Origin of the sequence: Acetobacter farinalis (genome assembly GCF_011516935.1) — a bacterium.
Taxonomy (GTDB): Bacteria; Pseudomonadota; Alphaproteobacteria; order Acetobacterales; family Acetobacteraceae; genus Acetobacter; species Acetobacter farinalis.
In genome coordinates, this window is the sequence record NZ_WOTF01000004.1 from 19,735 (window position 1) to 33,130 (window position 13,396).

Annotated in this window: 13 protein-coding genes; 3 read left to right on the top strand and 10 right to left on the bottom strand. The window is 61.8% G+C overall.

All coding sequences use genetic code 11. The features are described from left to right. Positions 1 to 8: 8 nt before the first annotated feature. Positions 9 to 629, top strand: a complete 621-nt coding sequence (locus tag GOB82_RS06175; RefSeq protein ID WP_166121158.1) for a GNAT family N-acetyltransferase — start codon at positions 9 to 11, stop codon at positions 627 to 629. Between the two features lie 86 nt (positions 630 to 715). Here GOB82_RS06175 and recJ read toward each other — a convergent pair whose 3' ends face one another. From recJ to GOB82_RS06200, 5 genes are all read right to left on the bottom strand, one after another. Next, a complete protein-coding gene (gene recJ, locus GOB82_RS06180) occupies positions 716 to 2,509 on the bottom strand; it encodes a single-stranded-DNA-specific exonuclease RecJ (RefSeq protein ID WP_242007243.1) in 1,794 nt (597 codons plus the stop codon). A gap of 59 nt (positions 2,510 to 2,568) precedes the next feature. Next, positions 2,569 to 3,570 (bottom strand): class II fructose-bisphosphatase, encoded by a 1,002-nt coding sequence (gene glpX / locus GOB82_RS06185; protein ID WP_166121164.1) that lies wholly within the window; start codon positions 3,568 to 3,570, stop codon positions 2,569 to 2,571. A 64-nt stretch (positions 3,571 to 3,634) separates the two neighbouring features. After that, the gene (locus GOB82_RS06190) at positions 3,635 to 4,951 is read right to left on the bottom strand and encodes a homoserine dehydrogenase (RefSeq protein ID WP_166121168.1); all 1,317 of its coding nucleotides are present in this window, start codon (positions 4,949 to 4,951) and stop codon (positions 3,635 to 3,637) included. After that, entirely contained in the window at positions 4,948 to 6,177 is a 1,230-nt protein-coding gene (locus GOB82_RS06195) for an LL-diaminopimelate aminotransferase (RefSeq protein WP_166121172.1), read from the bottom strand. Before GOB82_RS06195 ends, GOB82_RS06190 begins: the two co-directional genes overlap by 4 nt. A gap of 159 nt (positions 6,178 to 6,336) precedes the next feature. Then, positions 6,337 to 7,434: an OmpA family protein gene (locus tag GOB82_RS06200; protein WP_242007233.1), complete on the bottom strand. Its 1,098-nt coding sequence runs from the start codon at positions 7,432 to 7,434 to the stop codon at positions 6,337 to 6,339. A gap of 187 nt (positions 7,435 to 7,621) precedes the next feature. Here GOB82_RS06200 and GOB82_RS06205 point away from each other — a divergent pair, with 187 nt between their 5' ends. Beyond that, complete coding sequence (locus GOB82_RS06205) at positions 7,622 to 8,305, top strand: ATP-dependent Clp protease proteolytic subunit (protein WP_194300398.1); 684 nt, start codon at positions 7,622 to 7,624, stop codon at positions 8,303 to 8,305. Between the two features lie 127 nt (positions 8,306 to 8,432). Then, on the top strand, positions 8,433 to 9,437 hold the full coding sequence (locus tag GOB82_RS06210) for a ferritin-like domain-containing protein (protein ID WP_166121175.1): 1,005 nt from the start codon (positions 8,433 to 8,435) through the stop codon (positions 9,435 to 9,437). 38 nt (positions 9,438 to 9,475) lie between these two features. Here GOB82_RS06210 and GOB82_RS06215 read toward each other — a convergent pair whose 3' ends face one another. From GOB82_RS06215 to pqqB, 5 genes are read right to left on the bottom strand one after another with little or no spacing between them, the layout of a single operon-like run. Next, entirely contained in the window at positions 9,476 to 10,225 is a 750-nt protein-coding gene (locus tag GOB82_RS06215; protein ID WP_166121177.1) for a DUF2987 domain-containing protein, read from the bottom strand. A 44-nt stretch (positions 10,226 to 10,269) separates the two neighbouring features. Then, positions 10,270 to 11,361: a pyrroloquinoline quinone biosynthesis protein PqqE gene (pqqE, locus tag GOB82_RS06220; RefSeq protein ID WP_166121180.1), complete on the bottom strand. Its 1,092-nt coding sequence runs from the start codon at positions 11,359 to 11,361 to the stop codon at positions 10,270 to 10,272. Continuing rightward, positions 11,358 to 11,681, bottom strand: a complete 324-nt coding sequence (gene pqqD / locus GOB82_RS06225) for a pyrroloquinoline quinone biosynthesis peptide chaperone PqqD (RefSeq protein WP_166121183.1) — start codon at positions 11,679 to 11,681, stop codon at positions 11,358 to 11,360. The genes pqqE and pqqD overlap by 4 nt, the downstream gene beginning before the upstream one ends. Further along, a complete protein-coding gene (pqqC, locus tag GOB82_RS06230; protein ID WP_166121185.1) occupies positions 11,681 to 12,436 on the bottom strand; it encodes a pyrroloquinoline-quinone synthase PqqC in 756 nt (251 codons plus the stop codon). Before pqqC ends, pqqD begins: the two co-directional genes overlap by 1 nt. Next, positions 12,433 to 13,344, bottom strand: coding sequence for a pyrroloquinoline quinone biosynthesis protein PqqB (gene pqqB, locus GOB82_RS06235; RefSeq protein ID WP_166121188.1), 912 nt, complete (start codon positions 13,342 to 13,344; stop codon positions 12,433 to 12,435). Before pqqB ends, pqqC begins: the two co-directional genes overlap by 4 nt. Between the last annotated feature and the right edge of the window lie 52 nt (positions 13,345 to 13,396).

A 13,396-nucleotide genomic window follows, 5' to 3' on the forward strand; every position in this document is an offset into this window, starting at 1 on the left:
GAAACCTGATGACGGAAAGACACTCTTTTCCTGAAGCCCCGCTCTGCCTGACTGGCCAGCATGTGCAGCTTGTGCCCCTCTCCCTCAGCCATGAAGAGGGACTGAGGGAGGCTGTGCAGGATGGAGAGCCGTGGAAGCTCTGGTATACGGCTGTACCCCGGCCTGATGAGATGCGGGACGAGATCACGCGCCGTCTGGACTTACAGAAAAGCGGGAGCATGCTGCCTTACACGGTGCTCAGCCTGCCGGAGCGTCGTATTGTGGGCATGACGGCGTTCATGAGCATTGATCACACAGGCCCGCGCGTGGAAATTGGTTCCACATGGTATGCGGCCAGTGTGCAGAGAACGGCGCTTAACACCGAAGCCAAAATGCTGCTGCTGTCATGTGCGTTTGAAACGCTGGACTGTCTGGCTGTGGAATTTCGCACGCATTTTCTCAACCAGCGCAGCCGCAGGGCTATTGAGCGGCTGGGCGCAAAGCTGGACGGCATTTTGCGCAGTCACCGGCGTCTGGCCAATGGCACCGTGCGGGACACCTGCGTTTACAGCGTGACGGCGGTCGAGTGGCCTGCTGTGCGCACGCACCTGAACTGGTGCCTGACTGAAAAATACCAGACGCAAAAATAGCAACCCGAGAACGAGCTCCTAGAAAACCGGCTCCCGGAAAACCAAATCTCGGAAAATCAGGATCACGCCCTGAAAGGGGCGGCCCCTCAGGCGTGGGCGGCATCCTGAATGAAGAAGGTGGCGTCCGTGCGCCCGTTCCATGTTTCCGAGCGCAGATAGCCCGCCAGATGGAGCGGGGGGCGTGTGCTGTCTTCCAGCGCGATGGCCAGAGGGTTGTCATTCGCGCGGAACAATAGGGCTTTCAGGCGGCCGCCATCCTGCCCCTTCAGCAGCAGGCGGAGTGTGTTGCCATCCCGGCCAATCCGGTCTGAGCGGATAATCTGGGCGTTGGAAACGGCAATCAGCGGTTCCGCATTGCCTGCGCCAAACGGGGCCAGCATGGCCAGATTTTCCGCAAGTTCGACCGTGGCCCCTGAGACAGACAGGGCAATATCCAGCACAACATCCACCGTATCAGGCAGAACGGCGGCCTGTGCCAGACGCGCATCCAGAAAGGCATGAAAGCGGGGAATGTTGTCCGCAGGCAGGGAAAAACCCGCCGCCATGGCATGTCCGCCGCCGGTGCTCAGCACTCCGGCCTGACGGGCTGCAATAATCACCGTGCCCAGATCCAGCCCCGGCACAGAGCGGCCCGATCCTTTAACCGAGCCGTCTTCCAGCTCTGCGCCCACCAGTGCGGGGCGGTTGAACTGTTCCTTGATCCGTCCCGCGACAATACCGACCACACCCGGATGCCAGTCTTTCCCGGCTAGCAGGATAACCGGGTGGCCAGCCTCCCGCTGTTCAGCCGCCTGCGCCATGGCGCGGTCCAGAATTTCCGCCTCCACCCCCTGCCTGCGGCGGTTTACGGCGTCCAGACGCTCAGCCATGGTGCGGGCGTCATGCGCGTCCGTGCTCCGCAGCAGGGTCAGGCCCAGCCCGGCTTCCGCAATGCGCCCCCCGGCGTTGATGCGCGGCCCGAGCGCAAACCCGCAGGTAAACGCATCCGGTGCCTTGGTGACCCCGGCAATATCCATCAGCGCTGAAAGCCCCGTGCGCTCGCGGCGGCCCATGATTTTCAGACCCTGCGTCACAAAGGCGCGGTTCAGCCCCTGCAGCGGCATGACATCACACACCGTGGCAAGGGCGACCAGATCAAGCTGGCGCATCAGGTCCGGCGCGGGCCGGGTGTCATGAAACGCGCCATTGCGGCGCAAATCCCGGCTGGTTGCCACAGCAGCCAGAAACGCCAGAGCTGCGGCGCAGATATGCCCAAGCCCGGAGGTACAGTCCGGCCGGTTCGGGTTCACCGTGGCCAGAATGGGGGGCAGGGCGTCTTCTGATTTATGGTGGTCCAGAACAATCAGATCGGCCTGGCCCGCCAGTTCCCCCAGAACGCTGCCCGCCGCCGTGCCGCAGTCCACACAGATCAGCAAAGAAGCCCCCTGCGCCACCAGCCCTTTCAGGGCGGGCACGTTCGGGCCGTAGCCTTCCGTCATGCGGTCTGGAATATGCGTGTGAACAGTGCAGCCGAGGTCTTCAAAAAATGAGGCCAGGATGGCGGATGCGCAGGCGCCATCCACGTCATAATCCCCAAAAACTCCGATTGTCTCACCCTGCTGCACGGCCTGCGCCATACGGGCGGCGGCCTTGTCCATATCCTGCAGGCAGGAGGGGTCAGGAAGCAGGGCGCGGAGTTTGGGGGCGAGAAAATGGGAGGCCTGCTCCACCGGAATGCCGCGCAGCGCCAGAAGCCGCCCGACAACGTCCGGCAGGCCCGCCCGCTGGGCGATGGCCGCGCCCACGCGCAGCAGGGCAGGGTTTTCGGCCCCGTCCCGCCACACCCACCGGCGGCCTGTCAGGCTGCTTTCCACACCAAGGGCCGCGCGGGCCTCTGGCATGGGGAGCAGGGTCTCTTGTGTTTCAGGCAAAACAGCGTGCATTCCGGCTGATGCGCGCGTTATTGCGGCGTCCAGGTTTTGGTGTTGAAGTTATGGTAGCCTTCAATGAACCGCACCGTGCCAGACTTGGAGCGCATGACCAGAGAATGCGTGACCGCATGGTTCGGATATTGGTGAATGCCCTTCAGCAGTGTGCCAGAGGTCACGCCGGTTGCGGAGAACAGCACGTGGCCAGCCGCCAGATCAAGCAGCCCGAGCTTGCGGTCCGGGTTTTTGCCGGGGTTCATTTTCTGGGCGCGTTCGCGCTGGGCGTCATCTTCAAACAGCAGGCGGCACTGCATCTGTCCGTTCACGCAGCGGACAGCCGCCGCGGCCAGAACACCTTCCGGTGCGCCACCTGAACCTGCGTAAATATCAACCTGGCTGGTGTCCAGACAGGCGGCAATGGCCCCGGCCACATCCCCATCGGTCAGCAGGCGCACACGTGCTCCTGCTTCGCGCGTTTTGGCAATCAGCTCTTCATGCCGTTCACGGTCCAACGTGCACAGCACCAGATCCCGCACGGCTTTTTTCTTGGCCTTGGCCAGATTGCGCAGGTTGGTCTCAATGGAGGAGTCAAGATCCACCACGCCGTCCGGCAGGCCCGCGCCCACTACAATCTTGTCCATGTAGACATCGGGCGCGTGCAGGAAGTTGCCTTTTTCAGCCAGAGCCACAACCGTAATGGCGTTGGGCATGTCCTTGGCGCACAGGTTTGTGCCTTCCAGAGGGTCCACCGCGATATCCATGGCAGGTCCGCCGGAGCCGACCTTTTCACCGATATACAGCATCGGCGCTTCGTCCATCTCGCCTTCGCCGATCACAACGGTGCCATCAATGGCTACGGTATCAAAAGCCGTGCGCATGGCTTCAACCGCAGCGCCGTCAGCTTCGTTTTTCTTGCCGCGTCCCGTCCAGTGGGCGGAGGCCAGAGCCGCCGCTTCTGTTACACGGACCAGTTCAAGGGCCAGATTGCGGTCAGAGACCACAAAACTCGGAATCGGCTCATTCGCGTCAGACATAATAGAGATAATCCTCTCTGTTTTAGGACCTGGTTTAAAATCCGGGCTGGGCTTCGGATGGCGCTCAGTCCGTTTCAATCCGGATCATCACCGGGGTGTCCGTCACCACATCAAGTCCGTCAATGCGCGTTACGGCATCCTGCATGGCTGCCTCGGATGTCTGGTGTGTCACCAGTACCAGCGGCACGTAAGGGTCTGCATCATTCTGCTCCGGGGTGTGCTGCAGCATGCTGCGCAGAGACACGCCACAGTCACGCAGCACAGCCGTAATATCCGCAATCACACCGGGGCGGTCTTCCACCAGCAGGCGCAGGTAGAATGCGCCGGTGCCGGCAGAAACCGGATTGGCCTGCAAAGGTGGCGTATCTGTGGCCTGCACGCCCCAGACAGGAATGGTATGGCCGCGGGCAATATCAATCAGGTCAGCCGCAACCGCGCTGGCTGTGGGGCCAGCCCCGGCCCCGCGCCCCTCGATCATCAGGCGGCCAGCAAAAGCGCCTTCGGCCACCACGGCGTTAAACACGCCGTCCACCTGCGCGATGGGAGCATTTTCCGGTACGAGGCAGGGGGTTACGCGGGCTTCAAGCCCGGCTTCTCCCATCCGCGCCATTCCCAGCAGCTTGATGCGATACCCCAGCGTACGGGCAAAGCCGAGGTCCAGCGCGCCAATGCGGCGAATGCCTTCCACATGGAGCGAGTCAAACGCAACCGGCTGCCCGAAGGCCAGACCAGCCAGAATGGCCAGCTTGTGGGCGGCGTCCAGCCCGTCAATATCCGTTGAGGGATCGGATTCCGCATAGCCCAGCTTCTGGGCATCGGCCAGAACAATGCCGAAATCCTTCCCCGTTTCCCGCATGACGGTGAGGATATAGTTGCAGGTGCCGTTCAGAATGCCGCCAATCCGCAGGAGGCGGTCCGCCGCCAGACCTTCACGCACCATCTTGATGGCCGGAATGCCTCCGGCCACAGCGGCCTCAAACAGCAGGGGGGCGGATTTTTCAGCGCTGAGGCGCGCCAGTGCCGGGCCATGGATGGCCAGCAGGGCCTTGTTGGCGGTCACAACCGGTTTGCCCGCGGCAAGCGCGCTTTCCACAACGGCGCGGGCCTGCCCTTCGGACCCGCCGATCAGCTCTACAACCACATCCACATCCGGGTCCGAGACCAGATCGGGGGCGTTGTCATACCAGCGGATGCCGGAGAGATCGACACCACGGTCCCGCGTGCGGTCCCGCGCGCTGACAGCCGTGACTTTCAGGGGGCGGCCCGCACGGGCCGTGACCAGATCGGCATTGGTGGCCAGCAGGCGGAGAACACCCGCCCCCACAGTACCGAGGCCGGCAATACCAAGACGAAGGGGAGTGGCGGAAAGAGGGGACGTCACGATTCAACAGACTCCGGCTTGCTGGCGGAAGAAGGAGGCGCTTTTACGCCGTGGGCAGAAAGAAAACCGCGAATGGCGCGGGTGGCCTGGCGCAGGCGCTGGGTGTTTTCCACCAGCCCGATCCGCACATAGCCTTCCCCATGCTCCCCGAACCCGAGGCCGGGGGCCACGGCCACGCCGGCTTCTTTCAGCAGGAGCTTGGAGAAGTCCACACTGCCCATGTCACGGAACGGTTCAGGAATAGGGGCCCATGCGAACATGGAGCCTTCCGGAGAGGGGACATCCCACCCACCGGCATGCAGCCCGCGGATGAGCACATCCCGGCGCTCCTTATACAGCGCGCGGATATCGGCCACGCAATCCTGCGGGCCGTTCAGCGCGGCCACGGCAGCCACCTGAATGGGGGTGAACGCCCCGTAGTCCAGATAGGATTTGATGCGGGTGAGCGCGGCAATCAGCCGTTCATTCCCCGCCGCAAAGCCCATGCGCCAGCCTGCCATGCAGTAGGTTTTGGAGAGGGAGGTGAACTCAACCGCAATATCCTTCGCACCCGGCACGGCCAGAATGGAGGGCGGGACGAGGTCTCCAAAATAGATTTCCGCATAGGCCAGATCGGAGAGGATGAAAATTTCCTCCCGGCGGGCAAAGGCCACCAGTTCCTTGTAGAAATCCAGATCAGCCAGATAGGCCGTCGGGTTGGACGGGAAATTGACAATCAGCGCCGTGGGCTTGGGCACGGAGTGGCGCACCGCGCGTTCCAGCGCCCGCAGCATGGTATCATCCGGCGTGGCGGGAATGGAGCGGACAGAAGCCCCGGCAATAATGAAGCCGAACTGGTGAATGGGGTAGGAGGGGTTTGGTACCAGAATGGTGTCCCCTGGGCTGGTAATGGCAGCCGCCAGATTGGCCAGACCTTCCTTGGAGCCAAGGGTGGCAATCACCTCGCGCTCAGGGTCCAGCTTCACGTTGAAGCGCCGCTCGTAATAGCCTGCCAGAGCCCGGCGCAGGCCGGGAATACCCTTGCTGACGGAATAGCCGTGCGCCCGCGGGTTCTGCACGCTTTCAATCAGCTTCTGCACGATATGCGGCGGGGTGGGGCTATCCGGATTGCCCATGCCCAGATCAATAATATCCTCGCCCCGCGCTCGGGCTGCCGCCTTGGCCTGATTGACAGAGGCAAAGACATAGGGCGGCAGGCGGCGGATGCGATGGAATTCGTCGGTCATGGACTTCAAATGCCCTTGATGGGAAAGGGGTCAGGCCCCGCACGATTGCGGGGGATAAACATAGTAATGACAGAAACGGAACAGGCAACTGCCCCGCCGGGATAATCTGCCGCTACAGGGCAGCTTATCCTTCGGGTTCCGGGTGGAATGGGGTGGGGGTTATGGCGTTGTGGCGACCCTGGCCCCCATGCCAAAGGCATCACCCCGGATATGAATGGCCGAGGCAGGGACATTCAGGCTGATAAGTTTTTTGGCAATGCTCTGGGCGCGGAGCAGCCCCAGCTGCACGGCATCGGCCTGATCCTGCGCGCTGAGTGACACCGCGGAACCAAAGCCCCGCACGTAGAAAGGCCCGTGCGGTGTCTTGGCGACCAGCTTTGCAAACGTGTCATCCTGCCCGGAGGAGATCATGTCAGACTGCGGCACGCAGTGAATGGCCGTGCCTTTGGCGTCGGACAGATCATAATTCGGGTGGACCATATCCGGCACGGTGGCGTCGGAGGGGATGTCAAACCCGGGGAAAGAGGGCGGGGCCGGCGGGCCGTTGGGAATTTGCGGCATGGCGCTTGCGGGTGTGGGAGATGCCTGCGCGGTGGATTTCACCTCCGGCAGACCCACTTCCGGCATGGCGGCTTCCGCCTCTTCAGCAGAAGGAGCCGCTTTTTTGCCTGCACCGGCAAGCAGGCCGGCACCGGGAGACTTTGCATCGGGCAGCGCAGGTGCGTTGGGCTTTCCCGCTGGCGGTGAGGCAGCCTCAGGCGTCTGCGGCGGTGCTTCCGCCGCGTCCATAATGGCGCCAGCCGCGCCTTCAGGGAGAGAGGGCGGCTGTGGAGCGGTGGTGCTGCCTGCGGATGCCGTGCCCCCGGCCTTGGCGGGGGCCTTGGCGGCTGCCGGGGCGGCGCTGGCGGGCGGCGGCGGGAAGGCCGGCGTCAGGCTGCCATTGGCGGCAACGGTGCGATACATCAGGTTACGGTCACGGATCAGCTGCTGCGTGATCATGGTCCGCGCCTGAGGAGAGGGCAGGTCCGGTGCCTTGGTGGGGGTCAGCCCCACATGCGGGTAGGGGTCATAAATTCCCGGCGGCGGCGGGCGCTGTGAGGCAATCACCCCGCCACGCATATGCTGCATCCATTCCAGCGTGCGGTCTACGGGGTCCTTGTGGCTGCATCCTGTCAGGCAGAGCATGCCTGTAGCGACCAGCAGCCCTGAACGAAACGGGTGGGTCTGACGGAAAGCGCGGGTCTGGTGGAAAGCCATGTGAACACGGTGCCGGAAAGGCCGGTCCTGTTCTGGGCACGCTTGCTGCATGACGTGACGGTTGCTCCGCTGGCGGGGTGAAAACAGCAGGCACTCTAGCCGCTTCGGGGCGTTGTGGCGAGATAGGCGATCATCACTGCATGATTGCCCCTTGGCACGGGCGCGCAGGCAGAGCAGGATAAGAGACATGAACAGAGAAACAGAACGTGCGGAGACTGGCATGACGGGCATTTCCCCCTGCGATCGTATCAGGATGGATGATGAAGATCCGGATTCATCGGACGCACCCGAAAAAGAAGAAGGCAAAACCCCGGCAGCCCCTGAAGGGGAGCTGGAAAGCAAGCTGTTCAAGCAGCGCAAGGTGCTGATTTTCGGCGGGATCAATGACAAGATTGCGCGCGATGTCACGGCCCGTCTGCTGGCGCTGGCCGGAGAGTCGGACAAGCCGATTGATATCTATGTGAATTCACCCGGCGGCCATGTTGAAAGTGGTGACACCATTCATGACATGATCCGCTTTGTCGATTCGGTTGCTCCGGTCAACATGATCGGCACAGGCTGGGTTGCATCCGCCGGTGCCCTGATTTTTGCCGCCGGGCGGAAAGACCGCCGTTTCTGCCTGCCCAACACCCGCTTCCTGCTGCATCAGCCGATGGGTGGTGTGCGTGGTCCGGCAACCGATATCGACATCGAAGCGCGTGAAATCATCAAGATGCGCGAGCGCCTGAACCGCCTTTTTGCTCATGAAACGGGCCAGCCTTACGAGAAAATCGTCAAGGATACGGACAGAAACCACTGGATGTCCGCCAAAGAAGCAATTGATTATGGTCTTGTGACAAAGATCATTTCGAAGCTTTCCGATATTCACTAAACGGAAAAAACCGCGCTTCTTTCCCCATGCCGGGGGAAGAAGTCAGTTTGTTCTCCCGGGTCATGCGTCACCTGCCTGCGGTTGCAGTGCGGGGAGGCGTATCACCCCCAGTAAGCAGGGTCCTCCCATGGGTTCTCTGAGTGATATTTACTCCCGCCTGCCTGACAGCATTGATGATCTGCCACCCCCGCCTGACGCGCAGGCTGTTGTTGAGGCGGATTACAAGGCCCGCCACTGGGTCAGCCCCCATAAAGGGCCGCTGAAGCCGGGGTCTGCCGAGCACAAGCAGGCCATTGCGGCCATGTTCCGTGAAACGTTCAATCCGTACCGTCCATCCGTGATCGATTGGCCGAAGCTGGACCCGGAAACGCTGCACCGCATCACGTCCCTGCCGATCTGGGATATTGCCGTGCAGACCGAAGGCAAGGCCCGCCTGCGGATGGCGGCTTATGCCCGTCTGGTTACGGATGCGGATATCAAGGACGCCATCTCCCGGAATGCGTGGGAAGAAAACCGGCACAAGGAAGTTCTGTCCCGGCTGGTTGAAGCCTATGACATCAAAATGGCGCCCGAGCCGCCGTATATTGAACCAAAAGATGTCGAATGGGCTTATCTTGTCACCGGTTTTTCCGAGTGCGTGGACAGCTTCTTTGCCTTCGGTCTGTTTGAACTGGCCCAGCGCTCCGGCTTTTTTCCGCCGGAACTGATCGAGACATTCGAGCCGGTCATGCAGGAAGAATGCCGCCATATTCTGCTGTTTGCCAACTGGCTGGCCTGGTATCGCGCCGTCATGCCCTGGTGGCGCCGCCCGTTCTTTGAAGCGAAGGTGTGGGCTGTCTGGGCCTTCCTGGCTTACGAACGCATGAGCCTTGCAACCTCTGTGGATGACAAGGGTCAGGTCCACACACAGGACAACAACTTCACGGTGACCGGCGCAAAAGACATCGCCAACATCGAGTTGAACCTGCCTGAGTTCATGGACCTGTGTCTGGAAGAGGATGAGCGGCGCTTTGCGGGCTATGACCATCGCCTGCTGCGCCCCACAACGGCTCCGGCTATTGCCCGTGTGATCCGGGATGTCGGCCGTGGGTGGCAGTTTGTGTCTGGTCTGGTGCGCGCAAACCGGCGTTAGACCAGAGGCAGGAAACCGTCAGGACGAAACGGAATGTTTCAGGATTTCCGTTTCATCTTGGCGTGTGGATCAAGCGGAATTTTCACCAGAATCCGGCTGAAAGGCCGGGTGCTGCGGAACACCGTATCGCGCGGGTAATCCTGCGGCCGGAACATGAAGCTCTGCGGGGTATCGCTCGCGTTATCAAGCAGAAGCTGTGTCTGGTTGTTCTGAACCGCCTCCAGCCTGCTGTGTGGTGCAACGGAGACAATCAGCCGGTGTGCATCAGGCAGCAGGAAAGCCACCACAAACCCCACCACATCTTCCATGCAGTTATTGAGCTGGCGCAGCCAGTGCCGGGCTTCGGCATCGGTAAAGGTACCAGGGTGCGGCGGGCTGACGGCAATCTGGAATGTAAAGCTGATGAACGCATCGGCTTTCAGGTTTGCCTGCAAGGGCGGGTTTTCTGCCCATAGCGCCTCTGTCAGCGGTACCGTCAGTTCGTCATTCTCAGCATTAAACAGGGGAATGGGGCCGTTCCGGGTTTGCAGATGCAGGCCGGAGGCTTTCAGCGGGGCATCACCCGGCTGAAGTCTGCCCAGAACATGAAGGGAGAGGTTGGCCCGGTCCTGCTCCGGCAGGGCATTGAAGCGCCGGAATACCCGCGCCACGGCTTGATAGGTCTGCACTGTCACGGGGCGTGTGGCATGAACTTCCACGTCTTCAGGCTGAGGCGGCTCCGCCTGCGCAGGGGAAAATGCAGTCAGACACCCTGTGGCCAGCAGCCCGAAAAAACCGTGTTTGCGCATGAGCACTCTCTTGCGAGGGATGAGAATGCCCTCAGTCATACCGGTTATTCTGCGTTATGATAACGCCGATAACGGAACGCCGGAGGTGTGGCGGGTCTTTTCGCAAGAGCCTGTATAATCCGGTCATGGGCCGGGGCGCGATGGCAGACCGGGTCTGTGGCGTCGGCCTGTCCGGCCAGCGCCAGAGCCTGACAGCGGCAGCCTCCCCAGTCGTCTTCCTTGAAGGCGCAGCTCTGGCATGGTTCGGGCATCCAGTCTGTGCCGCGATACAGTCTGAACAGGGGGGAGTCCTGCCAGATGGACTCAAGGGCTTCTTCCTTCACGGAAGGGAAGGTCAGCCCCGGAATGCTTTCCGCCGCATGGCATGGCAGCACCTTGCCTGAGGGCGAGATGTTGAGGAAGCGCTGCCCCCAGCCCCCCATGCAGGGTTTCGGGCGTTCCGCATAATAATCCGGTGTGACGAAATCTATGGCCATCCGGGTGCCGAAATGCGCCCGGGCGGCGGCCACGGCTGCTTCCGTGGCTTCAAGCTGTGCCCGGTCCGGCAGCAGGGCATCCCGGTTCAGCAGGCCCCAGCCATAATACTGGGTGTGTGCAATTTCGACCCGCCGTGCGCCAAGCTGCCCGGCCAGATCCAGCATGGCGGGAACGCGCTCGGCATTCTGCCGATGAATGACAAAATTGAGGGTCAGAGGAAGACCCTCCTCGACAATCAGGCGTGCGGCTTCCAGCTTTTTGGCCTGAGCCCCGGCCATTCCGCCAATCCGCTCGCCCTCGCTGGCATCCGCATCCTGAAAGGAGAGCTGGATATGGTCCAGCCCGGCTTCAGAGAGCGCGCCCAGAGTCTCCCGGTTCAGCAGGACACCGGAGGTAATCAGGTTGGTATAGAGCCCCAGAGAGACAGCATGTGCGACCAGATCAGCCAGATCAGGCCGCGCCATGGGCTCGCCCCCGGAAAAATGAACCTGCAACACCCCCATGGCCGCCGCTTCATCCAGCACGCGTTTCCATGTTGCCGTGTCCAGTTCTCCCGCGCGCGGGTCCAGCCGGAGCGGGTTGGAGCAGTAGGGGCACTGAAGCGGGCACCGGTGCGTCAGCTCCGCCAGCAGGCTCATCGGGGGTGGGGCTTTGGTCATGCCAGCAGCAGAACCTGCCTGTCTGCCAGCTCCTGCGCCATGCGCAGAACATCCTGTGCAATCACATCACGCGGGGCGGAGAAGTGCTCTGAAAGCTGTGTAATGATTTGCTCCAGAGAGCGTTTTCCATTCACCAGTTGCAGGATTTCTGCGGCAGTCGCATCCGCCAGAAAGGCCCGTTCCGGTGCCTGCACAAACCATTGCTCCCGTATGCGGTCATATTGCAGGCGGGTGCCGCGGGCAAAGCGGGGCACGGAGGCTTCCGTAGCGGGTTCCGAGCCCGAGCCCGAGGCCGTGGCAGGTGCGGTTGCGCTGGCCATCACGCAGCGTTTCCTGCCGTATGGTCTGCCGGGCGGAAAGCGCCGGGCGGGATACGGGCCGGGGTGACGTAAGCGTAATCCAGAGCATCCAGCATGGACCACAGGACATTGCATTTGAATTTCAGCGCGCCAAGAACGGCCTGCTGCTGCTCTACCGTGCGGGCATGCTCTTTCACATAGCCCAGCGCGAAGGCGGAATCCTGCGGGGCTTGTGTCAGGCGCGGTGCGAAATAGGCCAGCGTTTCTTCCGTCACAAACGCATAGTTCCGCAACATGCCGGAGACACGTTCACTGATAATGGTGGGAGAAAACAGCTCGGTGAGGGAGGAGGCGATGGCTTCCAGAATCGAGCGTTCCCGCACGAAATGCACATAGGCTTCCACAGCAAAGCGGGTTCCGGGCAGCAGGCCTTCCAGAGATTCCACATAGCTCCGGTCCAGCCCCAGACCATCGGTCAGTTTCAGCCAGCGGGCCACACCGCCTGTGCCGGGTTCCGTGCCATCATGGTCAATCAGCCGCCGCCGCCATTCGCGCCGCAGTTCCGCAGTGGGCAGGCGGGCCAGAAGGGTGGCATCCTTGGCGGGAATGCTGGCCTGATAATAATAGCGGTTCAGGGCCCAGGCCTGCACCTGCCCCTTGCTGAGCTTTCCATCATGCAGGGCGCGGTGGAAGGGGTGCAGGTTGTGATACCGCTCCGCACCAATAGCCCGTAAGGCAGCTTCCAGATCTTCGGGGGAAAGCAGCCGGTCTGTCATAATGTTATCCTCATGCCATCAAAGGCGACGTCCCAGCCTGCGGCTTCAGCCTGCCTGCGTTCCGGCGTGTCCGCCAACAGGATGGGATTGGAGTTATTGATGTGAATCAGCACCTTGCGGCGCACATCCAGCGTGAGGAAGGCAGCAATGGTGCCATCCGGTTCATCCGCAATGGACATGTGCCCCATGCGGCGGCCTGTCTTGGCCCCAAGCCCGGCCCGGACCATTTCATCATCAGTCCAGAGGGTGCCATCGAAAAACACGACATCAGCCCCGTTTATCCGCTCACGCAGAGCGTCCGTCATCATGGCGCAGCCGGGAATGAAGAGCGCACGGTGCTGGCCATCCGTGATGTCCAGACCGATGGTTTCACCATTCGTCATGATCTCGGCCGGGTTTTCTCCGCGCTCCGCATAAAGCGGCACTTTGCCGGGCACAGAAAAGGGGGTGATGCGCAGCCCGCCGGGCATGAGCGAGAAGGGCTGGTCCAGCATCATGGTATGGCGGGGCACAAGGGTGCGGTCCAGTGCATCAAAAATCGGATTGGCATCAAGCTGGGCCAGAACCGGGGCTGTGGCGTAAAGCCCGTAGGCCTGCCGTTCCCGCATGGTCAGCAGCCCGATAATGGCGTCAATTTCGCCACTTGTCAGCACAACACCGGAAATGGGCGTGGAGCGCAGCCCTTCTCTGGGGTGGAGGGCCGGAGTCTGGTTGATCTGCGTGCGCAGATCAGGCGAGGCATTGAGGATAAACCAGTGCTCACCATCCCCGCTTACTGCGAGGGACGCCTGCGTGCGGGCCGGGGCGTCAGGGTCTCCGGCGCGGGCGCGTTGGCAGCCGGGTGCGTTGGAGTTCCACTGGGGAAAGCCGCCGCCGGCGGCTGCGCCGAGTACAAGAAGATCAAGCATACAAGGCTTTTAGAAAAAAAACGCCGCCAGAGCGAGCCTGTTCTGCTCACAT

Excerpts from the sequence above, each read along its gene's own strand:
- GOB82_RS06200 (WP_242007233.1), bottom strand. The coding sequence starts at position 7,434 with ATGGCTTTCCACCAGACCCGCGCTTTCCGTCAGACCCACCCGTTTCGT.
- GOB82_RS06215 (WP_166121177.1), bottom strand. The coding sequence starts at position 10,225 with ATGCGCAAACACGGTTTTTTCGGGCTGCTGGCCACAGGGTGTCTGACT.
- recJ (WP_242007243.1), bottom strand. The coding sequence starts at position 2,509 with ATGCCAGAGGCCCGCGCGGCCCTTGGTGTGGAAAGCAGCCTGACAGGC.
- GOB82_RS06195 (WP_166121172.1), bottom strand. The coding sequence starts at position 6,177 with ATGACCGACGAATTCCATCGCATCCGCCGCCTGCCGCCCTATGTCTTT.
- glpX (WP_166121164.1), bottom strand. The coding sequence starts at position 3,570 with ATGTCTGACGCGAATGAGCCGATTCCGAGTTTTGTGGTCTCTGACCGC.
- GOB82_RS06210 (WP_166121175.1), top strand. The coding sequence starts at position 8,433 with ATGGGTTCTCTGAGTGATATTTACTCCCGCCTGCCTGACAGCATTGAT.
- pqqD (WP_166121183.1), bottom strand. The coding sequence starts at position 11,681 with ATGGCCAGCGCAACCGCACCTGCCACGGCCTCGGGCTCGGGCTCGGAA.
- GOB82_RS06205 (WP_194300398.1), top strand. The coding sequence starts at position 7,622 with ATGAACAGAGAAACAGAACGTGCGGAGACTGGCATGACGGGCATTTCC.
- pqqC (WP_166121185.1), bottom strand. The coding sequence starts at position 12,436 with ATGACAGACCGGCTGCTTTCCCCCGAAGATCTGGAAGCTGCCTTACGG.
- pqqE (WP_166121180.1), bottom strand. The coding sequence starts at position 11,361 with ATGACCAAAGCCCCACCCCCGATGAGCCTGCTGGCGGAGCTGACGCAC.
- pqqB (WP_166121188.1), bottom strand. The coding sequence starts at position 13,344 with ATGCTTGATCTTCTTGTACTCGGCGCAGCCGCCGGCGGCGGCTTTCCC.
- GOB82_RS06175 (WP_166121158.1), top strand. The coding sequence starts at position 9 with ATGACGGAAAGACACTCTTTTCCTGAAGCCCCGCTCTGCCTGACTGGC.